The sequence below is a fragment of the Streptomyces sp. NPDC059994 genome (assembly GCF_042737755.1).
In the GTDB taxonomy this organism is placed as follows: Bacteria; Actinomycetota; Actinomycetes; order Streptomycetales; family Streptomycetaceae; genus Streptomyces.
The window spans coordinates 31,991-56,727 of sequence record NZ_JBHWUR010000008.1; the positions used below are offsets into that span (position 1 = coordinate 31,991).

Below are 24,737 nucleotides of genomic sequence, written 5' to 3' on the forward strand. Positions count from 1 at the left end.
GCCACGGTGCATAGCGATAGCTCAATGCTCCACTTTCTCACCCGTGCCGGGCGAGGCCCCGCTTTGCGGACCGGTGTCCGGTGTCGGGTCACTCGGCTGCTCGGGATCGTCGCCGCCGGCCGCCTCCGCTCCGTCGCCTTCGCCGGTCTCCCCGGCCGCCGCCTTCCGGGCCGTCGACCGCTTGCGCTGGGTGTACATCCTGATGCCCGCGAGGACGAGCAGCAGGACACCACCGGCGATCACCAGCATCACGGTGGGGGTGATCTCGGAGACCTTGACCGTGAACTCCATCGGATCGCCGTACGGCGTGCCGTCCTGCGTGTAGAGCCGGGCGGTCACCTGTACGGGGCCGTTGGCGTTAGCGGTGGCCGTGAACTTCACCGACTGGCTGTGACCGCCGTCGATCTTGACCGGCTGTCCGCCGTTCGCGTCCTCGTTGGTGGTCACTTTCAGGCGGGAGGGATTGCTCGGCTCCAGCTTCAGCACCAGATTGCCCACGGGCTGGACCAGCTGGTTCTGCACGGTGACGGCAAGGGTAGCGCTGCGTCCCGACATGGTCGCCGTGGACTTCTGGATGAGCCGCACCTCGCCGGTGAGCCCGTCCAGATAGCTCTGCACCCCGGCCCGGTAGATCACGGCCCCTTCGCGGTCGCCGCGCCAGGACGTCGACATCTCGCGGTTGACGGCGTTGCCGAAGGGCGTGACGACGCGGTCGGGCGCGGTCAGGATGACCTTGAACTTGTCCAGGGTGCCCTGGGTGCTCTTCATGTCCTGGAACGCCTGCACCGGCAGTTCCTGCCTGCGCAGCGCCCCGGGGTACGAGGAGGAGCCGGGCACCCGGGCGGTGGCGCGCGCGTCCGGCTTGGCCGTGGCGGCCGCGGTGAGGTCGAGGGGCTCGGTCCAGCGCTGCGCGCTCAGGGCGCGGATGGCGTTCGCCATCGTCTGGGCCTGGCTGGCGGACGGCATCCGCTGCGGGGCGACGACGATGCTGCGCTGCTTCTCGGTGTCCTGGAGCGTGATCGCCAGCGTCTGGGCGAGGAACTCCTGGACGGCCCGGGTGGAGTTCCCGGCCCTGGACATGTCGCCCTCGAACGCCGTCGAGAGGCGGGCGTCGGAGACCACGGCCGTGGTGCCGCCGCCGATCGGCCGCGCGGCCGACGGCGAGTACAGGAGGCCGCCGGTCTCGCGGAGGCTGTCGCTGCGGGCGATCACGTTGTGGGCGCCCGCCGAGGTGGCCACGTCGACGATCGAGGGGTCGACCGCGCCCTCCACCGGCCAGGTGAAGTCGACCGAAGGCGTCACATGGAGGATGGTCTCCACGGTCTTCTCGGCCACCTCGGTGGCCCCCTGCAGATGGCTCAGCGACCCGGAGACGTCCTTGCCGCGATGGGCGAGCGAGGCCAGGTCCGGGTCGGCGAAGGGCAGCGCGACGACCTTCTCGCCCTGTACCGCGTCCTCAAGCTCGCCCAGCCACTGCTTGGCCACGTCCTGGTTGGTGCCCGGCACATCGGTGTCGCCGGACTTGACCCGGTAGTTGCGGGTCATCGCGTCGACGCCGGCGAGGAGATCGGGGTCGATCACCCAGGTCACCGGCAGCTGGCTGCCCAGCGAGACCATCCGCTCCAGCCGGCCGCCGGGCGCGAGCTCCGCGGCCAGCGTGTCGTCGGCGAAGACCGGGGTCTGCTGCTCGTCCGAGCCGGTCTGCGCGGTGAGGTGGGTCGACGACATCAGCGGCCACATATAGGTGAGCTGCGACTTCTTGCCGTCGACGGCCTCGGGCTGCCACGGCAGGAAGGTCCGCTGGATACCCAGGACCTGCTCGTACTGCTGGTTCGCCGTCTGCCCGGACAGGGAGACGCCCAGCTGGTAGACGCCGTCGCCGCCCAGCCCCAGCTTGCTCACCGGCACCGAGAGGGTGAAGTCCCGGCTGATCCCGGGGGCCAGCTTCGCGAACTTGACCGTGTACTTGTCACCGACCTCGGCCGGGTCCAGGCCCGGCGCGTAGCCGCTGCGCTGGGAGGCGTCGTCGATCGCGGTCCGGCCGTTGAGCCGCTGGCCCACCCGCAGGCCCACATGGGCGCCTGTGACGGTCTGCTTGCCCGTGTTGGTGACCGTGCCGGAGATCGTCAGCGTGTCGCTCTTGACGGGGGCGCTGGGGGACATCGAGTCGAGCGTCACCTGGACGGTGCGCGAGACCGGAGCCGCTCTGCCCGGTGCGGCCGCCACGGTGGCGTGGGCCGCCGTGGGGGCGGCCGTGCCGGAGAGCAGACCGGCGATCAGGGGGGCGCCGACGAGCAGCGCCGCTGTGCGGCGCAGCCACCGGCGGGCAGGAGAGGGGCCCATCCCCTGAGAATCTGCCGCCTCGGCCACGCGTCGCCCGTCCCTCGTCGTCGTCAGCTGTGTCGGTGGTTGTCGATTCCTGCGTCCACGCATGGTAACGAGGTGGACTGTGGCGAAGTGCCATGCACTGCTCCACATGATCGGAAGAGTGTGCCAGGGAGCCAGGCGAGGCGGCTTCCCGGGGCCGTGGAGGGCCCGCGAGGACGGGTGAGCCGGGGCGGGCGGAAACGGTGACGCCCCGGTCGGCCGGGGCACGTACCCTTTTCTGTTGTGCCGAACGCCAACGAAGACAACCCCAGCGCCCTGAGCCAGGTGCAGCGCCGCGCGGTCAGCGAACTGCTGCGGGTCTCCCCGGTCGCCGACGACCTCGCCCGCCGCTTCCAGGAGGCCGGGTTCTCGCTTGCCCTGGTAGGCGGGTCGGTACGGGACGCGCTCCTCGGCCGGCTCGGGAACGACCTGGACTTCACGACCGACGCCCGCCCCGAGGACGTGCTGAAGATCGTGCGCCCGTGGGCGGACGCGGTCTGGGAGGTCGGGATCGCGTTCGGCACTGTCGGCTGCCAGAAGGACGGCTACCTCATCGAGGTGACCACGTACCGCTCCGAGGCGTACGACCGCACCTCGCGCAAGCCCGAGGTGTCCTACGGCGACTCCATCGAGGAGGACCTGGTCCGCCGCGACTTCACCGTCAACGCGATGGCCGTGGCACTCCCCGAGAAGGAGTTCATCGACCCGCACGGCGGCCTGGAGGATCTGGCGGAGCGCATCCTGCGCACCCCCGGCACCCCGGAGGAATCCTTCTCCGACGACCCGCTGCGGATGATGCGGGCCGCGCGTTTCGCGGCCCAGCTCGACTTCGAGGTGGCCCCCGAGGTCGTCGCCGCGATGACGTCGATGGCCGAGCGGATCGAGATCGTCTCCGCCGAGCGCGTGCGGGACGAACTGAACAAGCTGCTGGTCTCCGTACACCCGCGCGAGGGGCTGCGGCTGCTCGTGGAGACCGGGCTCGCGGACCACGTGCTGCCGGAGCTTCCCGCGCTGCGGCTGGAGAGTGACGAGCATCACCGGCACAAGGACGTCTACGAGCACTCGCTCACGGTGCTCGACCAGGCCATCGCCCTGGAGAAGGACGGCCCCGACCTGGTGCTTCGCCTCGCCGCGCTGCTGCACGACATCGGCAAGCCGAGGACGCGCCGGTTCGAGCAGGACGGCAGGGTCTCCTTCCACCACCATGAGGTCGTCGGCGCGAAGATGACCAAGAAGCGCATGACCGCGCTGAAGTACTCCAACGACATGGTCAAGGACGTCTCGCGTCTGGTGGAGCTGCATCTGCGCTTCCACGGCTACGGGACCGGCGAGTGGACCGACTCGGCGGTGCGCCGGTACGTACGCGACGGCGGGCCGCTCCTGGCGCGGCTGCACAAGCTGACCCGCTCGGACTGCACCACGCGCAACAAGCGCAAGGCGACCGCGCTGTCGCGGGCCTACGACGGGCTGGAGGAGCGGATCGCGCAGCTCCAGGAGCAGGAGGAGCTCGACTCGATCCGCCCGGACCTGGACGGCAACCAGATCCAGGAGATCCTGGGGATCGGGCCCGGCCCGGCGATCGGTCAGGCGTACAAGCACCTGCTGGAGCTGCGCCTGGAGAACGGGCCGATGGAGCACGACGCGGCCGTCGCGGCGCTCAAGGAGTGGTGGGCCCAGCAGGGCTGAGGTCGGCCACGAGGCCGTTTCACGTGAAACATGCGCCGTGGTTTCACGTGAAACCACGGCGAGCGGTCGATATGCCGGGGGGCGGTGTTTCACGTGAAACACCGCCCCTCAGGTCCCTGCTGCGACTACTTCTTGTAGTTCTCCAGGCAGAGGGTGAAGTCCTTGCTGCCGCCCGTCTCGGTGTACTCCGAGTACTTGTTGCGGTCGCAGCCGCCGGCGTCGTCCTTCTTCTCGACAACCTTGTACTTGGCCTTGGAGTCGCCGCAGTCCACGACCTTCAGGTCCGGGTTGGTCGTGGAGTCGGGGTTGCCGATGCTCATGCAGTCGCCGACCTTGGCGGTGTCGGCGTCATGACGGCTGGTGTACCAGCCCACGGCCGCGGCGATGATGACGCTCACCACGACGACGATCCGGACGATCTTCTTGACGTTGCGGCGCGGCGGGGCGGGCGCCGGCGCGTGGGGTATCGGTCCGCCCTGGTTGACGTAGGGCGACTGCTGCGGCGGGACTCCCGGCTGACCCGGCTGCTGACCGTACGGCGCGCCTCCCTGCGGCTGCCCGTACGGGGCTGCGCCCTGCGGCTGTCCGTAGGGAGCGTTGGGCTGCGGCGCGTACGGGTTCTGGCCCTGGGGCGGCGGAGTGGACACTTGGGGGTTCCCCCTTGGTGAAAAACAGATGATGTATGACGCCCGTAAGGTAGCGGGCCCGGCTGACATCCCTGCTACCGGAGGGGACTCTGTGGCCCTGATGTGACACTCAGCCGCGCTGAAAGCGGGTCATAAACACTGCTACTGCCGCGTAGATCACAGAGACCGTGACAACCAGAAGTGCCGACTTTCCGTCAGGCGGCAGCATCAGCGCGGCAACCGCGGCGGCGCCGACGAAGGCGACGTTGAAGAGCACGTCGTACAGCGAGAAGATCCGGCCGCGGTAGGCGTCGTCCACCGAGGACTGCACCACGGTGTCCGTGGAGATCTTCGCGCCCTGGGTGACCAGCCCCAGGACGAAGGCGGCGACGAGCACGGGCGCGGGGGCGAACGGCAGCCCCAGGGCGGGCTCCAGGACCGCCGCCGTCCCCGCGCACACCGCCATCCATCTGTAGGGCCCCAGCCGCGCCACCGCCCCCGGAGTCACCACGGCCGCCGCGAAGAACCCCGCCCCCGAGATGCCCACCGCCAGCCCCAGCAACGCCAGCCCGTCGGAGGTGCCGTCGGCCCAGGCGTACCGGCAGAGCATCAGCACCAGCACGGTCAGCGCCCCGTAGCAGAAGCGCATCAGCGTCATCGCGATCAGCACGTGCGCGGCCGCGCGGCGCTCCCGCAAGTGGCGCAGCCCGTCGGCGAGTCCGCGTGCCGCCGTGCCGATCGCGGCGCCGATCCCGGGCCGCACCGCGGCGGGGTCGGGCCCCAGCAGTCCGGGCGGCAGGCGCAGCGACCACAGGGCCGCGCACAGATAGAGGAGCGAGCCGAGCAGCACGGTGGCGGCGTCCGCCGGGAGCACCAGACGCAGCCCGAAGGCCAGCCCGCCGCCCGCTGTCGCGGCGAGCGTTCCGGCGGTCGGTGAGAGGGAGTTGGCCATGACGAGCCGTTCCTCGTCCACGACCCGGGGCAGCGCGGCCGAAAGTCCCGCGAGGACGAAGCGGTTGACGGCCGTGACGCAGAGCGCGGAGGTGTAGAAGAGCGCGTCGGGCGCCGAGGTGAGCAGGAGCAGCGCGGTGCAGCCGGCCAGCAGGGCCCGCAGCAGATTGCCGTACAGAAAGACCTGGCGCCGCTGCCAGCGGTCCAGGAGGACGCCCGCGAAGGGGCCGACGACCGAGTAGGGCAGCAGCAGAACGGCCATGGCCGAGGCGATCGCCGTGGGCGAGGTCTGCTTCTCGGGGGAGAAGACGACGTGTGTGGCGAGCGCGACCTGGTAGACGCCGTCCGACGCCTGGGAGAGCAGCCGTACGGCCAGCAGCTGCCGGAAATTCCTCAGGCGCAGGAGTATGCGCAGATCACGCACGACAGGCATGTGTGCAAGCGTCACATACGGAGAGGGTCCCCGCGCCGGCACGGCACAGGGACCCTCAACAGTCGGGCGGAAGCCGAGGCTTAGCGCTCGACCTCGCCCTTGATGAACTTCTCGACGTTCTCCAGAGCCTCGTCGTCGAAGTACTGCACCGGCGGGGACTTCATGAAGTACGAGGACGCGGAGAGGATCGGGCCGCCGATGCCGCGGTCCTTGGCGATCTTCGCGGCACGCACGGCGTCGATGATGACACCCGCGGAGTTCGGGGAGTCCCACACCTCGAGCTTGTACTCAAGGTTCAGCGGAACATCACCGAAGGCGCGGCCTTCGAGGCGCACGTACGCCCACTTGCGGTCGTCCAGCCAGGCCACGTAGTCCGAGGGGCCGATGTGGACGTTGTTCTCGCCCAGCTCGCGGTCGCGGATCTGCGAGGTGACGGCCTGCGTCTTCGAGATCTTCTTGGACTCCAGGCGCTCACGCTCGAGCATGTTCTTGAAGTCCATGTTGCCGCCGACGTTCAGCTGCATGGTGCGCTCCAGGCGGACACCGCGGTCCTCGAAGAGCTTCGCCATGACGCGGTGCGTGATGGTAGCGCCGACCTGGGACTTGATGTCGTCGCCGACGATCGGGACGCCCGCCTCGGTGAACTTGTCAGCCCACTCCTTGGTGCCGGCGATGAAGACCGGAAGGGCGTTGACGAACGCGACCTTGGCGTCGATGGCGCACTGCGCGTAGAACTTCGCAGCGACCTCGGAACCCACGGGGAGGTAGCAGACCAGAACGTCGACCTGCTTGTCCTTGAGGATCTGGACGATGTCGACCGGGGCCTCGGCGGACTCCTCGATGGTCTGGCGGTAGTACTTGCCCAGACCGTCGTGGGTGTGACCACGCTGGACCGTGACGCCCTTGTTCGGGACGTCGCAGATCTTGATGGTGTTGTTCTCGCTGGCACCGATGGCGTCCGCGAGGTCGAGGCCGACCTTCTTGGCGTCCACGTCGAACGCGGCCACGAACTCCACGTCCTTGACGTGGTAGTCGCCGAACTGGACGTGCATCAGACCCGGCACCTTGCCGGCCGGGTCGGCGTCCTTGTAGTACTCGACGCCCTGCACCAGCGAGGCGGCGCAGTTTCCTACGCCGACGATGGCTACGCGAACCGAACCCATTCCGGTTGCTCCCTGTGTGTTCTCGACGAAGTCCTGCGGACGCAGGGCCTTCAGTTGGCGGTGTCCTCGGACGGATCCGGCCGGGTGCTGTCCCGATGCCGGGGCAGGCCGCCCGTCTCTCCTGATGTGTGGTCCTGCTGAGCGGAGCCGGTGGCCGGGCCGGATCGCTGATCCCGCCCCGCCCGCTCGCTCTCGATGAGCTCGTTCAGCCAGCGCACTTCGCGCTCCACGGACTCCATGCCGTGACGCTGCAGCTCAAGCGTGTAGTCGTCCAGGCGCTCGCGCGTACGGGCCAGGGAGGCGCGCATCTTTTCGAGGCGCTCCTCCAGCCGGCTGCGACGACCTTCCAGCACGCGCATCCGCACCTCGCGCTCCGTCTGCCCGAAAAAGGCGAAACGTGCCGCGAAGTGCTCGTCCTCCCAGGTGTCGGGACCGGTGTGGGAGAGCAGTTCTTCGAAATGCTCCTTCCCTTCGGCCGTCAACCGGTAGACGATCTTGGCCCGGCGCCCTGCGAGTGAAGCAGCGAGAGCGTCCTCGGGAGCGCTGCCCGGTTCCTCGATCAACCAGCCGCTCGCGACCAGCGTCTTGAGGCAGGGGTAGAGGGTCCCGTAACTGAAGGCCCGGAAGATCCCCAGTGAGGTATTGAGCCGCTTGCGCAGCTCGTACCCGTGCATCGGGGCCTCGCGAAGCAGGCCGAGTACGGCGAATTCGAGGATGCCGGAGCGCCTGCTCAACCTTCGCCTCCTCTGCTGCCGCGGACCTTTATGCCGTGCTGATGTATCGACTCGATACATCCTGACGATAGAGCGGTGTCGTCTCTGCGACAAGAGGGGCCATGGTGAACGGCGTCACATCCTCAATTCGTAGGAAGCAAGTTGCCTGATTTGGGGTGAACTTCGGCCCCTGGCTGGTTTTGACCGTGCGTAGTCTGTGCGGCATGCAGACCACCGGGAGCCGAGTGACGTCAGGGGGCGTCGGCGCGTACCGCGCCATCGGCATACCGGGTGCACGGCGGACGGGCTCGTCGCAGGGCTGGTCCGTCTGTCGGGGGGACCGGAACTCACCAGTCGCTTTCAGGCGCTCTCGCCTGCCCGAGGAGTAGTCGTTCGATGAGCGAGCACCGTCGCAAACCGCCGGAGTCGCAAGGCGGCGGCCGGGCCGCCGCCCGACGGGCTGCCCAGCAGCCCTCCGGCCGCCGCGCGGCCCCCGCCCGGGACTCCGTCACGGATTCCCCCTCCGGTTCGTACGGAGAGGAGCGGCAGGCCAGTGGGCGCGCCGAGGCGCGACGATCCGCCCAGCGGGGCGGACGCAGACGAGGGGCCGAGCCCGGCGGCGGCGGTCCGGCGGGTCCGGGCGGGCGCCGCGGCGGTACGGGCCCCGGCAACCGGCGGCCCGGCAAGAAGCGCTTCATCGACTACCCGCGCTTCAACAAGCGCGGGTGGCGGCGCTGGATGCCCTCCTGGAAGCTCGTCAGCGGGCTGTCTCTGGGCTTCCTCGGCACGCTGGTGGTCGCCATCGGCGTCGCCTACTGGATGGTGAGCGTCCCGAACGTGGCCCAGGCGGCCCAGGCCGAGAACAACGTCTACTACTGGTCCGACGGGTCCCAGATGGTCGCGACCGGCGGCGAGATCAACCGCCAGATCATCGCGTACGAGAAGATCCCGGCGGCCATGCGGTACGCGGTGATCTCGGCGGAGAACAAGACCTTCGAGACCGACTCCGGGGTCGACCCCCAGGGCATCGCGCGCGCCCTGGTGAACATGGCCAAGGGCGGCCACACGCAGGGTGGCTCCACGATCACCCAGCAGTACGTGAAGAACGCCCGGCTCGACGACCAGTCGCAGACCCTGACCCGTAAGTTCAAAGAGCTCTTCATCTCCATCAAGGTCGGCGCGACCAAGAAGAAGAGCGAGATCATGGCGGGCTATCTGAACACCGCCTACTACGGGCGCGGCGCCTACGGTCTGCAGGCCGCGGCCCGCACGTACTACAGCAAGGACGCCAAGGACCTCGACCCCAGCCAGTGCGCCTTCCTCGCCTCGCTGCTCAAGGGCGCCACCTACTTCGACCCGGCCGGCGCCACCGAGATCGACCCGGCGGCCACGCCGCAGCAGAACACCAAGAACGCCATGAGCCGGTGGGCCTGGATCCTCGACGAGGAAGTGAAGGACGGCCACCTCGGCGCGGCGGACCGGGCCAAGTACAAGAGCTTCCCGATGCCGGACAAGCCCAAGAAGAACGCGCAGCTCAGCGGGCAGATCGGCTATCTGGTCAGCCTGTCCAAGGCGTACTTGGTGAACAACAACACCCAGGGCATCACCGCCGGTGACCTGGACAAGGGCGGCTACGAGATCCACACGACCTTCGACAAGAAGAAGGTCCAGGAGCTCGAAGACGTGGTGAAGAAGGTCCGCAAGAAGAACATCGACCCGAAGAAGCGGCCGGAGTACGACACGTTCGTCCAGTTCGGCGCGGCGTCGGTGGACACCAAGAGCGGCGCCATCAAGGCGCTGTACGGCGGTGAGGACGCGACCAAGCACTTCACCAACAACGCCGACCAGACCGGTGCCCAGGTCGGCTCGACCTTCAAGCCGTTCGTGCTGGCCGCCGCCATGGAGTACGGAAAGCGCGACCCGAAGGGCCCCAAGGACCAGGGCGACTCGGAGCGGACCCCGGTCTCCCCGAAGAGCATCTACAGCGGCATGAACAAGCTGAAGATCAAGAACTACGACGGGAGCGTGTGGACCAACGAGAAGGGCGAGCAGTGGCTGCAGACCAACGACGGCAATGAGTCGTACAACAAGCCCAGCTACGCCATCGACCTGCGGTACGCGATGCAGGAGTCGGCGAACACGCCGTACGTCCAGCTCGGTATGGACGTCGGCACGGACAAGGTGAGGGACGTCGCCCTCGCCGCGGGTCTGCGCAAGGACAGCCTGGCCTCGTCGAGCGTGCCGTCGTTCTCCATCGGCACCTCCTCCCCCAGCGCGATCCGCATGGCCGGCGCGTACGCCACCTTCGCCACCAGCGGGATGCACCACGACCCGTACTCGGTCGAGAAGGTCAACAAGCGCGGCCAGGTCGTCTACCAGCACGACGACAAGGCGACCCGCGCCTTCTCGGCCGCGATCGCGGACAACGTGACGGACGTCCTGAAGAACGTCGTGGAGAAGGGCACCGGCACCAACGCCCAGCTCAGCGGCCGTGATGTGGCGGGCAAGACCGGTACCACCGACGGCAACCGCTCCGCCTGGTTCGTCGGCTACACGCCGCAGCTGTCGACCGCGGTGAGCATGTACCGCCTCGACGACAACGAGACGAACAAGAAGCGCGAGTTCCTGAAGATGTTCGGGACCGGCGGCCAGGAGAAGATCCACGGTGCGTCGTTCCCGTCGACAATCTGGCACGACTACATGGAGCAGGCGCTGAACGGCGTACCGGCTGTCGACTTCCCGACGCCCGAGGCGATCGGCGACAAGGTGTACGGCGGCGGCATGTCGCCCAGCCCGAGCCCCTCCCCGTCACCCTCGGACTCCCCGCCGCCCTCCGGAAGCCCCTCGCCCACCCCGTCGCTGACGCCGTCGCCGACCCCGAAGCCCAGCAAGTCCTGTGGCAAGTGGGACTGGAGCTGCGGCGGGCCCGGTGGACCTGGCGGTCCCGGCGGCACCGACGCGGGCACCGACCAGGGCACCACCGCCGGGGACACCAGCGGCCCCTCCGGCAGCCCGTCGCCCAGTAAGTCCAAGCCGGGCAGCGGCACCCAAGGAAATATCTTCGGAGGCCCTAACGGCTAGCGGGCCCGGCGCACGCGGCTGAATCGCGGGGCGGTGTTTCACGTGAAACCAGACATGGTGTTTCACGTGAAACATCGCCCCTCGGCATTTCCACAGGGGTGTACGGCAGGATGTGCGGCATGACGAGCGAGACCAGTGCCCGCGCGGACGAGGACAGGCGTGCGGAGCCCGCAGAACCCGTCGTACGGCCCACGGAGCAGGACGAGGTCGCCGCGGCCGGCAGCGAGCTGCTGGGCGGTCCGATGGGCCGCTGGGCCTGGGGGGCGGGCCACTGGCTCACCCCTGTCCGGGTGATCGCCCTCGTCGCGATCGGCATGTTCGCCCTCGGGATGGCGCAGAAGGCCCCCTGCTACGAATGGGCCTGGTTCCGGGGCGTGAACTCCCAGTACACCCACGCCTGCTACTCCGACATCCCGCACCTGTACGTGGGTCGGGGCTTCGCCGACGATCTCGTGCCGTACTTCGACCGGCTGAGCGGCGACATGGACTACCTCGAATATCCCGTCCTGACGGGACTGTTCATGGAGGTGGCCTCCTGGCTGACGCCCAGCGGCGGCAGCATGCAGCACCGCGAGCAGATGTACTGGATGGTCAACGCCGGGATGCTGATGGTCTGCACGGCCGTCATCGCCGTCTGTGTCGCGCGGACGCACCGCCGCCGCCCCTGGGACGCCCTGCTGGTCGCCCTGGCGCCCGCCTTCGCGCTCACCGCGACGATCAACTGGGACCTCTTCGCCATCGCCCTGACGGCCGCCGCCATGCTGATGTGGTCCCGTAGCCGCCCGCTCGCCTTCGGCATCCTCGTCGGGCTCGCGACGGCCGCCAAGCTCTATCCCGCCCTGCTCCTCGGACCGCTGCTGTTCCTGTGCTGGCGGGCCGGGAAGTGGCGGGAGTACGGGGTGGCCGTGTTCGGCGCGGCGGGCGCCTGGCTGGCGGTGAACGTGCCGGTGATGCTGCTCGCGCCCGAAGGCTGGAAGAAGTTCTACACGTTCAGCCAGGAGCGGTCCGTCGACTTCGGCTCGTTCTGGCTGATCATCTCGCAGCGCACCGGCAAGTCCCTGGGCGTCGGCACGGTGAACAACCTGGCGACCCTGCTGATGGTGCTGTTGTGCGCGGGCGTCGCGGCGCTGACGCTCACCGCACCGCGCCGTCCGCGCTTCGCGCAGCTCGCCTTCCTGGTCGTCGCCGCGTTCATCCTGACCAACAAGGTCTACTCGCCGCAGTACGTGCTGTGGCTGATCCCACTGGCCGCGCTGGCCCGGCCGCGCTGGCGGGACTTCCTGATCTGGCAGGCCGGGGAGGTCGTCTACTTCCTCGGGATCTGGATGTACCTCGCGTACACGATGAGCGGCGAAAAGCACCAGGGGCTGCCGCCGGAGGGCTACCAACTGGCCATCGCCGCCCATCTGCTGGCGACGCTCTACCTGTGCGCGGTGATCGTGCGGGACATCATGATGCCCGAGCGGGACGTCGTACGGCGCGACGGTTCGGACGATCCGTCCGGTGGCGTTCTCGACGGGGCCGAGGATGTCTTCGTCCTGGGGCAGGCGGCCCATCCGCCCCGGCACGCGGCTCGCCTTGTGGAGGGCCCCCGGGTGGAGTGGGGCACGCGGCAGCCGGGCACCTAGCCCGGCGGCCGGGAAGCGACGCGAAGGGCCCCCGCCGGTGGCGGGGGCCCTTCGTCATGTCCGGCGGCGACGCCGTCGCCTAGCGGTCGACCAGGCGGTCGAACTGCGTCGTGGTGTGCCGCAGATGGGCCACCAGCTCATCGCCCACGCGCGGCTCCTGGGAGTCCGACGGGACGAAGAGGATCGACACCTGCATGTGCGGCGGCTCGGCGAACCAGCGCTGCTTGCCGTCCCAGACGAACGGCGACAGATTGCGGTTGACGGTCGCGAGACCGGCCCGGGCGACGCCCTTGGCGCGCGGCATCACACCGTGCAGCGCCTTGGGAGCCTCCAGCCCGACGCCGTGCGAGGTGCCGCCGGCGACCACGACCAGCCAGCCGTCGGAGGCGGCCTTCTGCTGGCGGTAGCCGAAACGATCCCCCTTCGTGACCCGGGTGACGTCCAGGACGGCGCCCCGGTACTCGGTCGCCTCGTGGTCGCCGAGCCACAGCCGTGTACCGATGCGGGCGCGGAAGCGGGTCTGCGGGAACTGCTGCTGCAGCCGCGCCTGCTCCTCGGCCCGCAGATGGCTGACGAACATGGTGTGCAGCGGCAGCCGGGCCGCGCGCAGCCGGTCCATCCAGCCGATGACTTCCTCGACCGCGTCCGAACCGTCGGTGCGGTCGAGCGGGAGGTGCAGGGCGAAGCCCTCCAGGCGCACGTCGTCGATGGCGGAGTGGAGCATGCCGAGCTCCTCCTCCTTGACGCCGTGGCGCTTCATCGAGCTCATGCACTCGATGACCACGCGCGCGCCCACCAGGGCGTGCACCCCGTCCACGGACGACACGGAGCGGATGACGCGGTCCGGCAGCGGCACCGGCTCCTCGCTCCGGCGGAACGGCGTGAGCACCAGCAGGTCGCCGCCGAACCAGTCCTTTATGCGGGCCGCCTCATAGGTGGTGCCGACCGCCAGGACGTCCGAGCCGAAGCGGTTCACCTCCTCGGCCAGCCGCTCGTGGCCGAAGCCGTAGCCGTTGCCCTTGCAGACCGGGATGATGCCCGGGAACTGGTCGACCACGGACTTCTGGTGCGCCCGCCAGCGCGCGGTGTCGACGTACAGGGAGAGCGCCATGGCCGGATCCGGAACCTTTCTGGTGGCTGCGGTGTATCAGAGGTATGAGAGACGAGATTACGCAACCATCAGCGCCGCGACATGTACATGTCGAGGGCCTTGTGCAGCAGCTTGTTGAGCGGGAAGTCCCACTCGCCGACGTACTCGACGGCCTCGCCGCCGGTGCCCACCTTGAACTGGATGAGACCGAAGAGGTGGTCGGTCTCGTCGAGCGAGTCGGAGATGCCGCGCAGGTCGTAGACGGTCGCGCCCATGGCGTACGCGTCGCGCAGCATCCGCCACTGCATCGCGTTCGAGGGCCGGACCTCACGGCCGATGTTGTCGGAGGCGCCGTAGGAGTACCAGACGTGGCCGCCGACGACGAGCATCGTCGCCGCCGACAGGTTCACGCCGTTGTGGCGCGCGAAGTAGAGCCGCATCCGGTTGGGGTCCTCGTTGTTGAGGACCGTCCACATGCGCTGGAAGTACGAGAGCGGGCGCGGCCGGAAGTGGTCGCGGACAGCGGTGATCTCGTACAGCCGCTGCCACTCGGCCAGGTCCTCGTAGCCGCCCTGGACGACCTCGACACCGGCCTTCTCGGCCTTCTTGATGTTGCGGCGCCACAGCTGGTTGAAGCCCTTGAGGACGTCGTCGAGCGAGCGGTTGGCGAGCGGCACCTGGAAGACATAGCGCGGCTGCACATCGCCGAAGCCGGCGCCGCCGTCCTCGCCCTGCTGCCAGCCCATCTTGCGCAGCCGGTCCGCGACTTCGAAGGCGCGCGGCTCGATGTGGGTGGCCTCGACGTCCCGCAGACGCTTGACGTCCGGGTCCTGGATGCCGGACTTGATGGCGGCCGAGTCCCAGCGCCGGATGACGACGGGCGGGCCCATCTTCACCGAGAAGGCACCCTGGTGCTTCAGGTGCGCCAGCATCGGCTGCAGCCACTCGTCGAGGTTCGGGGCGTACCAGTTGATGACCGGGCCCTCGGGCATATACGCGAGGTACCGCTTGATCTTCGGCAGCTGGCGGTAGAGCACCAGGCCGGCGCCGACCATCTGGCCGTTCTTGTCGAACCATCCGAGGTTCTCCGAGCGCCACTCGGTCTTCACGTCAGCCCACGCCGGGACCTGGCAGTGGCTCGCCGCGGGCAGGCTCTGGATGTACGCCAGATGCTGCTCTCGGCTGATGGTCCTCAGGGTCAGGCTCATGCGGGGCGCTCCTCGGCAGGTGTGTCCCCATGGGTACAGGGGCTCCGGCTCTCGCGCCGAAGCCTACTGCGCCCGAGGAGCGCCCCGGATGGCTGCACGGACCCTGGGCGGTGCGGGGTGCTCTCAGCCGCCGACCACACCGCCGAAGAGGCCGCCGTGCGCCATGCCCAGGAAGAAGCCCACCGCGGAGGCTCCGAGCCCGAGGATCAGCAGGAACCGCTCGCGGGTCGTCTCCGAGATGAACTGTCCGTACGCACCGGTGAGGATCCCGATGAGGCCCGCCCAGGAGCTGACCAGGTGCAGGCTGTGGAAGAACGCGGTGCTGAACGCCAGCGCTCCCAGCACGACGGTCACCGCCATGAAGGCGTCCTGAAGGGGATGAGGCTTGCCGTCGGTGGCGAAGAGGGAGACGACGGACGAGTTCGATCGCACTGCCTGTGCCATGAGGCACCTCCTGGCGGTAGCGGAACGCGGCGAAGGGTAGCGCCACGCACACCCGATGTGTACAGATTGCGTCCCCTGACCGCCGGATTTCAACCGGAAGCGGGTGTGCGGGTACTCTGTACGATCTGCACCGGTGTCTGCCCTGGCCAGGACGCGGTCCCTCTCCCTCGGAGCGGGATTGTCAGTGGCGGCGGATACCGTTGCTTACGCATCACGACCCTCCTGCCACGGAACGACCGTGGCCGCTGAGTCCAAAGGAGGTGGGTTCCACATGCGTCACTACGAGGTGATGGTCATCCTCGACCCCGATCTGGAGGAGCGCGCTGTCTCTCCCCTGATCGAGAACTTCCTCTCCGTTGTCCGCGAGGGCAACGGAAAGGTTGAGAAGGTCGACACCTGGGGCCGTCGTCGTCTCTCCTACGAGATCAAGAAGAAGCCCGAGGGCATCTACACGGTCATCGACCTGCAGGCCGAGCCTGCGGTCGTCAAGGAGCTCGACCGTCAGATGAACCTGAACGAGTCGGTCCTCCGGACGAAGGTCCTCCGCCCCGAGACCCACTGAGCTTCCGCTCAGAGGCAATCGGGTTCCGAGTAGCAACACAGCAGCCAGCAGCAATCCCCGCCGAGAGGTTCATCCATGGCAGGCGAGACCGTCATCACGGTCGTCGGCAATCTCGTCGACGACCCCGAGCTGCGCTTCACCCCTTCGGGTGCGGCCGTCGCGAAGTTCCGTGTCGCGTCGACTCCCCGCACCTTCGACCGTCAGACCAATGAGTGGAAGGACGGCGAAGGCCTGTTCCTGACCTGCTCGGTCTGGCGTCAGGCGGCGGAGAACGTCGCCGAGTCGCTCCAGCGAGGCATGCGCGTTGTCGTGCAGGGCCGGCTGAAGCAGCGGTCCTACGAGGACCGCGAGGGCGTCAAGCGCACGGTCTACGAGCTGGACGTCGAGGAAGTCGGCCCCAGTCTCAAGAACGCCACGGCCAAGGTCACCAAGACCACCGGCCGAGGCGGCCAGGGTGGTTACGGCGGCGGTGGCCAGCAGCAGGGCGGCGGCAACTGGGGCGGAGCCCCCAGCGGTGGCTCCCAGGGCGGCGGCGCTCCCGCCGACGACCCCTGGGCCTCCGGCGCGCCGGCCGGCGGCGGCCAGCAGCAGGGTGCCAGCGGTGGCGGCTGGGGCGGAAGCTCCGGCAGCTCCGGCGGCTCCGGCGGCGGCTACTCGGACGAGCCGCCCTTCTAGGGCAGCCCGTACCCCCACTTCTTGATCACACAGGAGAAACACCATGGCGAAGCCGCCTGTGCGCAAGCCTAAGAAGAAGGTCTGCGCTTTCTGCAAGGACAAGACCGCTTACGTGGACTACAAGGACACGAACATGCTGCGGAAGTTCATTTCCGACCGCGGCAAGATCCGTGCCCGCCGCGTTACCGGCAACTGCACGCAGCACCAGCGTGACGTCGCCACGGCCGTCAAGAACAGCCGTGAGATGGCGCTGCTGCCCTACACGTCCACCGCGCGATAAGGGAAGGGTGACCGAAAAATGAAGATCATCCTCACCCACGAGGTCTCTGGCCTCGGTGCCGCTGGCGACGTCGTGGACGTCAAGGACGGCTACGCTCGCAACTACCTGGTCCCGCGTGGTTTCGCGATCCGCTGGACCAAGGGCGGCGAGAAGGACGTCGAGCAGATCCGTCGTGCTCGCAAGATCCACGAGATCGCCACCATCGAGCAGGCCAACGAGATCAAGGCCCGCCTCGAGGGCGTGAAGGTGCGTCTGGCCGTTCGCTCCGGCGACGCCGGCCGTCTCTTCGGCTCCGTCACCCAGGCCGACGTCGCTGCGGCGATCAAGGCCGCCGGTGGCCCGGACGTGGACAAGCGTCGCGTCGAGCTCGGCTCGCCGATCAAGACCCTGGGCGCGCACCAGGTGTCCGTGCGTCTGCACGCCGAGGTTGCCGCGAAGGTTGGCGTCGAGGTCGTCGCCGCCTAAGCGCAGCGCTCAGCAGAGCATAAGAAGGGCCGCACCCTCCGGGGTGCGGCCCTTTGCCGTGTGCGGCGACTGTGATGTTTCACGTGAAACGCCGCGCTTCGGATGCTGTGTTTCACGTGAAACAGCGGTCCTCAACCAGCCCTCAACTGTTCCTCGACCAGTCCACAGGGGGCCTCGACGCTCCCCGAGCGGTCCTCAGCGCGTCGCGCCTGTCACCAGCCAGCGTCCCGAGCGGGCACGAGCCCACAGCGTCACCATCCGGACGGTCATCATCAGGTTCATCGCCCACCACAGTGTCGTGAGCCCGCCGCCGAGTACCGGGACCAGGAGCGCCACCGGAGCGAAGCAGGCGAGGGTCAGCAGCATCGCCCGGGCCAGATAGGGGCCGTCGCCCGCACCCATCAGCACGCCGTCGAGGACGAAGACAACGCCGGAGATCGGCTGGGAGACGGCGACCACGAGGAGGGCGGGCAGCAGGGTGTCCTGGACCGTGTGGTCGCCGGTGAAGAGCGGGATGAACAGCGGCCGGGCGACGGCCACCAGCAGGCCGAGAGCCACTCCGGCGGCGATGCCCCACTCCACCATGCGCCGGCACGCCTGGCGGGCGCCCTCGGTGTCCCCGGACCCCAGATAGCGCCCGATGATGGCCTGCCCGGCGATGGCGATCGCGTCGAGGGCGAATGCCAGCAGGCTCCACAAGGACAGGATGATCTGGTGGGCGGCGATGTCGGCGTCGCCGAGGCGGGCGGCCACGGCGGTGGCGATCATCAGAACGGCCCGCAGTGAGAGCGTACGGACCAGCAGCGGGACCCCCGCCTGGGCGCTGGCGCGGATGCCCGCCGCGTCGGGGCGCAGCGAGGCGCCGTGCCGCCGGGCCCCCCGTACGACGACCGCGAGGTAGACGGCCGCCATGGCGAACTGGGCGATCACGGTGCCCCAGGCGGAGCCCGCGATGCCGAGGTCCGCCCCGTAGACGAGCCCGACGTTCAGCGCCGCGTTCAGCGTGAAGCCGCCGATGGCGACATAGAGCGGCGTCCTGGTGTCCTGGAGGCCGCGCAGGATGCCGGTGGCCGCGAGCACCATGAGCATGGCCGGGATGCCGAGCGCGGAGATGCGCAGATAGGTGACGGCGTAGGGGGCGGCGGTGTCCGAGGCGCCGAAGAGATCGACGAACCAGGGGGCCGCGGGCAGGACAACGGCTATGACGGCCGCGCCGAGCAGCAGGGCGAGCCAGACGCCGTCCATGCCCTGGCGGATCGCGGCCTGCAGGTCTCCGGCGCCGACGCGGCGTGCGACGGCGGCCGTGGTCGCGTAGGCGAGGAAGACGAAGACACTCACGGCGGTGGTGAGGAGCGCCGCGGCGATGCCCAGGCCGGCCAGTTGCGGGGTGCCGAGGTGGCCGACGATCGCGCTGTCGGCCATGACGAAGAGCGGCTCGGCGACGAGTGCGCCGAAGGCGGGCACGGCGAGGGAGACGATCTCGCGGTCGTGTCGGCGCCGGATGCTCTTCGGTGCCACGGGGGCCTGTGTCATGAACTCAATCTAATCTTCCACAGGTAAGAGATGCAATGCATTAGTGATCCTTACCTTGGAACCGGAGTGCGGTTCGGCTGTGCGCCGTTTGTCGTGATCTTGGGCCAGCCGGGAAAGTTTTTCTCCCCCACAGCCGGTGGATGGAAAACCCGCAGGTCAAGTGGGTGTTGGCGGGGTGGGTATGACTTTGTCCACAGTGCTGTCCCCCGGTCCGTGCACAGGTTCTGCGGGGTTCTCCACAGCATCTGGTCCGTCGTCCACATGGCCTGTGGATAACCAGATTGGCTGACGGTGCCGACGGGCCTAACGTGGACCGGCGCCCGACGCGCCGGAACCGGAGTCGGGCATCTCGTTTTGTCAGTGCCGTGCCGTAGAAAGAGTGGCACGGCTAGGTCCGCGGAGCGGACGGGAGGAGGTGGCCCGGTGAGCATTCCCGAGCCCTTGGACGACCCCTGGGCCGACAGCGGTCCGGGTGACCGTCTGCCCGTCTCCCGCCCCCGCCGCGCCGAGGGACGGGGCCGCGGCCGCGACGACCAGCACGACCGGGGCAGCGAGAGTGAATCCTGGGACGGCGGCGGCTCGTCCGGCTTCGAGCGGGTCCCCCCGCAGGACATCGACGCCGAGCAGTCCGTTCTGGGCGGCATGCTGCTCTCCAAGGACGCCATCGCGGACGTCGTGGAGATCATCAAGGGCCATGACTTCTACCGGCCGGCGCACGAGACCGTCTACACGGCGATCCTCGACCTGTACGCGAAGGGCGAGCCGGCCGACCCGATCACCGTCGCGGCCGAGCTGGTCAAGCGGGGTGAGATCACCCGCGTCGGCGGCGCCTCGTATCTGCACACCCTGGTCCAGTCGGTGCCGACCGCGGCCAACGCCTCGTACTACGCGGAGATCGTCCACGAGCGGGCAGTGCTCCGCCGTCTCGTCGAGGCGGGCACCAAGATCACACAGATGGGATACGCGGCGGACGGCGACGTCGACGAGATCGTCAACTCCGCCCAGGCCGAGATCTACGCGGTCACCGAGCAGCGCACCAGCGAGGACTATCTGCCGCTCGGCGACATCATGGAGGGCGCGCTCGACGAGATCGAGGCGATCGGCTCCCGCAGCGGCGAGATGACCGGTGTGCCGACCGGCTTCACCGACTTCGACTCGCTCACCAACGGTCTCCACCCGGGCCAGATGATCGTCATCGCGGCCCGGCCCGCCATGGGTAAGTCCACGCTGGCGCTGGACTTCGCCCGGGCCTGCTCGATCAAGCACAACCTGCCCAGCGTGATCTTCTCCCTTGAAATGGGCCGCAACGAGATCGCGATGCGTCTCCTGTCGGCCGAGGCCCGGGTCGCGCTGCACCACATGCGCTCCGGCACCATGACCGACGAGGACTGGACCCGGCTCGCCCGCCGGATGCCGGACGTCTCCCAGGCCCCGCTGTACATCGACGACTCCCCGAACCTGTCGATGATGGAGATCCGCGCCAAGTGCCGTCGGCTCAAGCAGCGCAACGACCTCAAGCTCGTCGTCATCGACTATCTGCAGCTGATGCAGTCCGGTGGGTCCAAGCGCGCCGAGAGCCGCCAGCAGGAGGTCTCGGACATGTCCCGAAACCTCAAGCTGCTCGCCAAGGAGCTGGAGCTCCCGGTCATCGCGCTGTCGCAGCTGAACCGTGGCCCCGAGCAGCGTACGGACAAGAAGCCCATGGTCTCCGACCTGCGTGAGTCCGGCTCCATCGAGCAGGACGCGGACATGGTCATCCTGTTGCACCGCGAGGACGCGTACGAGAAGGAGTCCCCGCGCGCCGGCGAGGCGGACCTGATCGTGGCCAAGCACCGTAACGGTCCGACGGCCACGATCACGGTGGCCTTCCAGGGCCACTACTCGCGCTTCGTGGACATGGCACAGACCTGACCGGGCCCTGACACACGCGAACCGATACGCACGGGCCGATCACAGGGGCCTGAACCGAAGGGCCCGTGCCGACTCGTGCGTGTCGGGCGAAAAACCAGTCGACGGCCGCATGACCTGGGGATAGACCTTGGCCCATGACCTCATCCCCGCATGCGCCGATCACCCCGCCGATGACCACGGCCCCCCTTGACCTGCTGCCCAGTACAGAGCGCGCTCTGATTCACCGCCTCGCCGTCGCCCAGTCCGAGGGGCGGCTCCCTTCGCTGGTCGCCGCGGTGGTGCGCGAGGGCCGGATCGTCTGGACGGGCTCGCGCACCTCGGTCGACGGCCACGGGCCGGACGCCGACGTCCAGTACCGCATCGGCTCGATCACCAAGACCTTCACCGCTGTCCTGGTGATGCGGCTGAGGGACGAGGGGCTGCTTGACCTCGAAGACCCGCTGGAGAAGCACCTGCCCGGCACCGGGGTCGGTGAGGTGACCATCGCCCAACTCCTCGGCCACAGCGCCGGGTTGGCGGCCGAGACGCCCGCGCCATGGTGGGAGCGGAGCTCGGCGGCGCTGCGCCCGGAGCTCGCGGACGTGCTGGGCGAGAACCCGTTTCTGCACCCGGTCGGCAGGCTGCACCACTACTCCAACCCGGGCTACACGCTGCTCGGTTCGCTGGTCGAGGCGGTACGCGGAGTGTCCTGGGAGGAGGCGCTGCAGAGCGAGATCCTCGATCCGCTGGGGCTGAACAGGACGAGCACGCAGCCGTTGGCCCCGCATGCGGGCGGCTGGGCCGTGCACCCCTGGGCCGACGCCCTGCTGCCCGAGCCGTCCGAGGACCTGGGGATCATGGCCCCCGCGGGCCAGCTGTGGTCGACGGCCGCGGATCTCTGCCGCTTCGCCGCCTTCCTCGCCGGGGGAGACGACCGTGTGCTGAGCGCCGCGACCGTACGGGAGATGCGGACGCCGTCCGCTCCGCCCGAGGCGGGGGACTGGCAGGGCGGTTACGGACTGGGCGTTCAGCTGAGCCGCCAGGACGACCACCGCACCCTCGCCGGGCACACCGGCTCGCTGCCCGGGTTCGTCGCAGGGCTGTGGATCAGCGTGGAGGACGGCATCGGGGCGGTCGCGCTCGCCAATGCCACCTCGGGGACGGCCCCGGCGGTCGCCGCCGATCTCATCCGGATCGTCGTCGAGGCCGAACCGAAGCTCCCTGAGCCGTGGCGGCCCCTGTCAGAGGTCGATCCGGACCTGCTGGAGCTCACCGGCCCCTGGTACTGGGGGACTTACGCCTACGGCCTGCGGCTGAACGCCGATGGCATGGTGGCGCTGGAGCCGCTGCGCGGAACCGGCCGTGCGGCGAGGTTCGAAGCTCGGGCCGATGGCACCTGGATCGGTCTCAACGGCTACTACAAGGGCGAGATCCTGCGGGCGGTGCGCCGCCCGGACGGTTCGGTGAGCCATCTCGACCTGGGGTCGTTCGCCTTCACCCGGGAGCCGTACGGGCCGGGCGAGGTGGTCCCCGGAGGTGTCGACCCCGAGGGCTGGCGCGGGGTCTGATGTTTCACGTGAAACGTGGCCCACGTGCCCACGTGCCCCCGGGGTGCTCGGCGAGTTCCGGTTCCGGAGGCTCAGAGGGCTTTCTTGAAGCCCAGATGGGACGCCTCGAAGCCCAGTCGCTCATAGAAGCGGTGGGCTTCGATCCGGGTGGCGTCCGACGTCAGCTGGACCAACTGGCAGCCCAGGCGCCCGGATTCCCCGACGGCCCACTCGATGAGCCGGGTGCCGAGGCCGCTGCCGCGCTCATCGGCGTGGATGCGTACGCCTTCGATGATCGAGCGGGTGGCGCCGCGCCGGGACAGCCCCGGGACGACGGTCAGCTGGAGTGTGCCGACGACCTGGTTGTCGCGGACGGCGACGACCAGGTGCTGGTTGGGGTCTTTGGCCAGTCGCTCGAAGGCGGCGAGGTAGGGGGCGAGGTCGTCCGGCGACTCCCGCTGGGCGCCCAGCGGGTCATCGGCGAGCATCGCCACGATCGCCGGGATGTCCTGGGGCGCCGCCGGCCTTATCTCAAGATCGCTCATGGACCGGAGACTACGCGGGGACGCGGAGTTCCTCGACGGCCCTGACCAGCGGGGCGAGCTCCGGGTTCCGCGCGGCCTCGTCGAGCGCCTCGCGCAGCGCGCGGTCATTGGTGGGCCGGGCCCCGGAGAGCAGCTCCTGGCCGGACTCCGTGACGTCCGTGTAGATCCCGCGCCGGTCGGTGTCGCAGAGGTACCGGGTCAGCAGGCCGCGGTCCTCCAGGCGGGTGACCAGCCGGGTGGTGGCGGACTGGCTGAGGACGACCGCGTCCGCGACCTGCTTCATCTGCAGATGGCCGCCCGGGCCGCTGTGCTGGCGGCTGAGGACGTCCAGGAGCGAGTACTCGCGCACGCTCAGCTCGTGTCCCGACTGCAGGGCCCGCTCGATATGGGCCTCGATCCTTCCGTGCAGCAGGGAGAGGGCGCACCAGCCCTGGGAGAGGGCGGTGAGTGCGGGGTCCGTCGCGGTCATGCGTCTGTCCTCCGTCCGGAGCGGCTTGAGACCAGGATAGGTCACGAGTGCAATAGCCCGCGTTTGCAATTAATCCGCGTCTGCAATTATTGTGGACGCTTGTAAGGCGCTCGTGCAATCTCCCGGAAGGGTGAACATCCCATGCCACTCGCGCTCCTAGCCCTGGCCATCGGGGCGTTCGGTATCGGCACCACCGAATTCGTGATCATGGGCCTGCTGCCGGAGGTGGCCGACACCTTCGACGTGACCATCCCCATGGCCGGCTACCTGGTGACCGGATACGCGCTCGGCGTGGTGCTCGGCGCCCCGCTGATGACCGTCCTGGGCACCAGGATCTCCCGCAAGCGCATGCTGATGCTGCTGATGGGCTTCTTCATCGTCGGCAACGTGCTCTCCGCCGTCGCCCCCGTCTTCGGACTGATGCTGGCCGGGCGGATCGTCGCCTCCCTGGCGCACGGCGCGTTCTTCGGTATCGGCTCGGTCGTCGCGGCCGATCTGGTCGCCCCGGAGAAGAAGGCCGGCGCCATCGCGATGATGTTCACCGGCCTGACCGTGGCCAATGTCATCGGCGTCCCGCTGGGCACGCTGGTCGGCCAGCAGATCGGCTGGCGTACGACGTTCTTCATCGTGGCCGCACTCGGTGTGGTCGGGCTGCTTGGCGTCGCCAAGCTCGTCCCCGACATGCCCAAGGCCGAGGGCGTCCGCCTGCGCCACGAGATCGCCGCGTTCCGCAACGTCCAGGTGCTGCTTGCCATGGCGATGACCGTGCTGGGCTTCGGCGGCGTCTTCGCCGCGATCACCTACATCACGCCGATGATGACCCATGTCACCGGCTACGCGGACGGCTCCGTCACCTGGCTGCTGGTCCTCTTCGGCCTCGGCATGGTCGCCGGGAACCTGATCGGCGGCCGGTTCGCCGACCGGGCTCTGATGCCGATGCTCTACGTGTCGCTGAGCGGCCTCGCCGTCGTGCTGGCCCTGTTCACCCTCACCGCCCACGACAAGACGGCCTCGGCTGTCACCGTCTTCCTGATCGGCGCGCTCGGCTTCGCGACCGTACCGCCGCTGCAGAAGCGGGTCCTGGACCAGGCCGCGGGCGCCCCCACCCTCGCCTCCGCCGTGAACATCGGCGCCTTCAACCTCGGCAACGCACTCTCCGCCTGGCTCGGCGGGCTCGTGATCGCCGGCGGACTCGGCTACACCGCCCCGAACTGGGTCGGTGCCACGCTCGCCGCCTCGGCGGTCGTCCTCGCCGTCGTCTCCAGCGCGCTGGAACGCCGTACGCGGACGGACAGCCGGATCCTCACGGGCACCGCGGCCGAGCCGGTCGGCGTCGCTGCGGCGCACCACTGACCGGCTCCGAAGCATCCCGGTCGCCCCT

21 protein-coding genes are annotated in these 24,737 nt (G+C 69.0%); 10 read left to right on the top strand and 11 right to left on the bottom strand.

Going from position 1 to position 24,737, the window contains the following annotated elements:
* Positions 1-21: 21 nt before the first annotated feature.
* Positions 22-2,370: a DUF6049 family protein gene (locus ACFWA7_RS07050; protein WP_385536153.1), complete on the bottom strand. Its 2,349-nt coding sequence runs from the start codon at positions 2,368-2,370 to the stop codon at positions 22-24.
* A gap of 240 nt (positions 2,371-2,610) precedes the next feature.
* Between ACFWA7_RS07050 and ACFWA7_RS07055 the strand changes: the two genes are divergently transcribed.
* Positions 2,611-4,053, top strand: coding sequence for a CCA tRNA nucleotidyltransferase (locus ACFWA7_RS07055; protein ID WP_385536155.1), 1,443 nt, complete (start codon positions 2,611-2,613; stop codon positions 4,051-4,053).
* A gap of 125 nt (positions 4,054-4,178) precedes the next feature.
* Here the strand turns inward: ACFWA7_RS07055 and ACFWA7_RS07060 are convergent, their stop codons facing one another.
* The 4 genes from ACFWA7_RS07060 to ACFWA7_RS07075 form a co-directional block, all read right to left on the bottom strand.
* Positions 4,179-4,700 (bottom strand): hypothetical protein, encoded by a 522-nt coding sequence (locus ACFWA7_RS07060; protein ID WP_385536157.1) that lies wholly within the window; start codon positions 4,698-4,700, stop codon positions 4,179-4,181.
* Between the two features lie 109 nt (positions 4,701-4,809).
* Positions 4,810-6,063 carry an MFS transporter gene (locus tag ACFWA7_RS07065; RefSeq protein ID WP_385536159.1) on the bottom strand — a complete coding sequence of 418 codons (1,254 nt, stop codon included), beginning with the start codon at positions 6,061-6,063 and terminating at the stop codon, positions 4,810-4,812.
* An 80-nt stretch (positions 6,064-6,143) separates the two neighbouring features.
* Positions 6,144-7,226 (bottom strand): inositol-3-phosphate synthase, encoded by a 1,083-nt coding sequence (locus ACFWA7_RS07070; protein ID WP_385536161.1) that lies wholly within the window; start codon positions 7,224-7,226, stop codon positions 6,144-6,146.
* Between the two features lie 50 nt (positions 7,227-7,276).
* Positions 7,277-7,960: a PadR family transcriptional regulator gene (locus ACFWA7_RS07075; RefSeq protein WP_188276669.1), complete on the bottom strand. Its 684-nt coding sequence runs from the start codon at positions 7,958-7,960 to the stop codon at positions 7,277-7,279.
* Positions 7,961-8,335: 375 nt separating this feature from the next.
* On the opposite strand from ACFWA7_RS07075, the gene ACFWA7_RS07080 reads away from it, so the two are divergent.
* The gene (locus ACFWA7_RS07080; protein ID WP_385536165.1) at positions 8,336-11,020 is read left to right on the top strand and encodes a transglycosylase domain-containing protein; all 2,685 of its coding nucleotides are present in this window, start codon (positions 8,336-8,338) and stop codon (positions 11,018-11,020) included.
* Positions 11,021-11,139: 119 nt separating this feature from the next.
* Entirely contained in the window at positions 11,140-12,648 is a 1,509-nt protein-coding gene (locus ACFWA7_RS07085; RefSeq protein ID WP_385536167.1) for a glycosyltransferase family 87 protein, read from the top strand.
* Positions 12,649-12,727: 79 nt separating this feature from the next.
* Here the strand turns inward: ACFWA7_RS07085 and ACFWA7_RS07090 are convergent, their stop codons facing one another.
* The 3 genes from ACFWA7_RS07090 to ACFWA7_RS07100 all read right to left on the bottom strand — a co-directional run bounded on the left by ACFWA7_RS07090 (position 12,728) and on the right by ACFWA7_RS07100 (position 15,390).
* Positions 12,728-13,759 (bottom strand): alanine racemase, encoded by a 1,032-nt coding sequence (locus tag ACFWA7_RS07090; RefSeq protein WP_385536169.1) that lies wholly within the window; start codon positions 13,757-13,759, stop codon positions 12,728-12,730.
* 68 nt (positions 13,760-13,827) lie between these two features.
* On the bottom strand, positions 13,828-14,946 hold the full coding sequence (locus ACFWA7_RS07095) for a lipid II:glycine glycyltransferase FemX (RefSeq protein WP_385536171.1): 1,119 nt from the start codon (positions 14,944-14,946) through the stop codon (positions 13,828-13,830).
* 123 nt (positions 14,947-15,069) lie between these two features.
* The gene (locus ACFWA7_RS07100) at positions 15,070-15,390 is read right to left on the bottom strand and encodes a hypothetical protein (protein WP_371653705.1); all 321 of its coding nucleotides are present in this window, start codon (positions 15,388-15,390) and stop codon (positions 15,070-15,072) included.
* Between the two features lie 271 nt (positions 15,391-15,661).
* On the opposite strand from ACFWA7_RS07100, the gene rpsF reads away from it, so the two are divergent.
* The 4 genes from rpsF (at position 15,662) to rplI (ending at position 17,372) form a co-directional block, all read left to right on the top strand.
* Entirely contained in the window at positions 15,662-15,952 is a 291-nt protein-coding gene (gene rpsF, locus ACFWA7_RS07105; protein ID WP_067162183.1) for a 30S ribosomal protein S6, read from the top strand.
* A 75-nt stretch (positions 15,953-16,027) separates the two neighbouring features.
* Positions 16,028-16,627: a single-stranded DNA-binding protein gene (locus ACFWA7_RS07110; RefSeq protein WP_385536174.1), complete on the top strand. Its 600-nt coding sequence runs from the start codon at positions 16,028-16,030 to the stop codon at positions 16,625-16,627.
* Between the two features lie 43 nt (positions 16,628-16,670).
* Positions 16,671-16,907 carry a 30S ribosomal protein S18 gene (gene rpsR / locus ACFWA7_RS07115; RefSeq protein WP_005315025.1) on the top strand — a complete coding sequence of 79 codons (237 nt, stop codon included), beginning with the start codon at positions 16,671-16,673 and terminating at the stop codon, positions 16,905-16,907.
* An 18-nt stretch (positions 16,908-16,925) separates the two neighbouring features.
* Entirely contained in the window at positions 16,926-17,372 is a 447-nt protein-coding gene (gene rplI, locus ACFWA7_RS07120; RefSeq protein WP_067162187.1) for a 50S ribosomal protein L9, read from the top strand.
* A 195-nt stretch (positions 17,373-17,567) separates the two neighbouring features.
* Here the strand turns inward: rplI and ACFWA7_RS07125 are convergent, their stop codons facing one another.
* Complete coding sequence (locus tag ACFWA7_RS07125; RefSeq protein ID WP_385821495.1) at positions 17,568-18,905, bottom strand: MATE family efflux transporter; 1,338 nt, start codon at positions 18,903-18,905, stop codon at positions 17,568-17,570.
* 441 nt (positions 18,906-19,346) lie between these two features.
* Here ACFWA7_RS07125 and dnaB point away from each other — a divergent pair, with 441 nt between their 5' ends.
* On the top strand, positions 19,347-20,816 hold the full coding sequence (gene dnaB / locus ACFWA7_RS07130; RefSeq protein WP_067162191.1) for a replicative DNA helicase: 1,470 nt from the start codon (positions 19,347-19,349) through the stop codon (positions 20,814-20,816).
* Between the two features lie 170 nt (positions 20,817-20,986).
* A complete protein-coding gene (locus ACFWA7_RS07135) occupies positions 20,987-22,363 on the top strand; it encodes a serine hydrolase domain-containing protein (RefSeq protein WP_385821572.1) in 1,377 nt (458 codons plus the stop codon).
* Positions 22,364-22,434: 71 nt separating this feature from the next.
* On the opposite strand, the gene ACFWA7_RS07140 is transcribed toward ACFWA7_RS07135, so the two are convergent.
* Both ACFWA7_RS07140 and ACFWA7_RS07145 read right to left on the bottom strand, forming a co-directional pair.
* Positions 22,435-22,887 (bottom strand): GNAT family N-acetyltransferase, encoded by a 453-nt coding sequence (locus ACFWA7_RS07140; protein ID WP_385536178.1) that lies wholly within the window; start codon positions 22,885-22,887, stop codon positions 22,435-22,437.
* A 10-nt stretch (positions 22,888-22,897) separates the two neighbouring features.
* Positions 22,898-23,356 (bottom strand): MarR family winged helix-turn-helix transcriptional regulator, encoded by a 459-nt coding sequence (locus tag ACFWA7_RS07145; RefSeq protein ID WP_385536180.1) that lies wholly within the window; start codon positions 23,354-23,356, stop codon positions 22,898-22,900.
* A gap of 141 nt (positions 23,357-23,497) precedes the next feature.
* Here ACFWA7_RS07145 and ACFWA7_RS07150 point away from each other — a divergent pair, with 141 nt between their 5' ends.
* Entirely contained in the window at positions 23,498-24,709 is a 1,212-nt protein-coding gene (locus ACFWA7_RS07150; protein WP_385821497.1) for an MFS transporter, read from the top strand.
* Positions 24,710-24,737 lie beyond the last annotated feature (28 nt).

Coding starts and splice junctions, on each gene's coding strand:
- ACFWA7_RS07090 (WP_385536169.1), bottom strand. CDS start 13,759: ATGGCGCTCTCCCTGTACGTCGACACCGCGCGCTGGCGGGCGCACCAG.
- ACFWA7_RS07125 (WP_385821495.1), bottom strand. CDS start 18,905: ATGACACAGGCCCCCGTGGCACCGAAGAGCATCCGGCGCCGACACGAC.
- ACFWA7_RS07070 (WP_385536161.1), bottom strand. CDS start 7,226: ATGGGTTCGGTTCGCGTAGCCATCGTCGGCGTAGGAAACTGCGCCGCC.
- ACFWA7_RS07150 (WP_385821497.1), top strand. CDS start 23,498: ATGCCACTCGCGCTCCTAGCCCTGGCCATCGGGGCGTTCGGTATCGGC.
- rpsR (WP_005315025.1), top strand. CDS start 16,671: ATGGCGAAGCCGCCTGTGCGCAAGCCTAAGAAGAAGGTCTGCGCTTTC.
- rplI (WP_067162187.1), top strand. CDS start 16,926: ATGAAGATCATCCTCACCCACGAGGTCTCTGGCCTCGGTGCCGCTGGC.
- ACFWA7_RS07065 (WP_385536159.1), bottom strand. CDS start 6,063: ATGCCTGTCGTGCGTGATCTGCGCATACTCCTGCGCCTGAGGAATTTC.
- ACFWA7_RS07100 (WP_371653705.1), bottom strand. CDS start 15,390: ATGGCACAGGCAGTGCGATCGAACTCGTCCGTCGTCTCCCTCTTCGCC.
- ACFWA7_RS07080 (WP_385536165.1), top strand. CDS start 8,336: ATGAGCGAGCACCGTCGCAAACCGCCGGAGTCGCAAGGCGGCGGCCGG.
- ACFWA7_RS07145 (WP_385536180.1), bottom strand. CDS start 23,356: ATGACCGCGACGGACCCCGCACTCACCGCCCTCTCCCAGGGCTGGTGC.
- ACFWA7_RS07110 (WP_385536174.1), top strand. CDS start 16,028: ATGGCAGGCGAGACCGTCATCACGGTCGTCGGCAATCTCGTCGACGAC.
- ACFWA7_RS07140 (WP_385536178.1), bottom strand. CDS start 22,887: ATGAGCGATCTTGAGATAAGGCCGGCGGCGCCCCAGGACATCCCGGCG.
- ACFWA7_RS07085 (WP_385536167.1), top strand. CDS start 11,140: ATGACGAGCGAGACCAGTGCCCGCGCGGACGAGGACAGGCGTGCGGAG.
- ACFWA7_RS07095 (WP_385536171.1), bottom strand. CDS start 14,946: ATGAGCCTGACCCTGAGGACCATCAGCCGAGAGCAGCATCTGGCGTAC.
- ACFWA7_RS07135 (WP_385821572.1), top strand. CDS start 20,987: ATGACCACGGCCCCCCTTGACCTGCTGCCCAGTACAGAGCGCGCTCTG.
- rpsF (WP_067162183.1), top strand. CDS start 15,662: ATGCGTCACTACGAGGTGATGGTCATCCTCGACCCCGATCTGGAGGAG.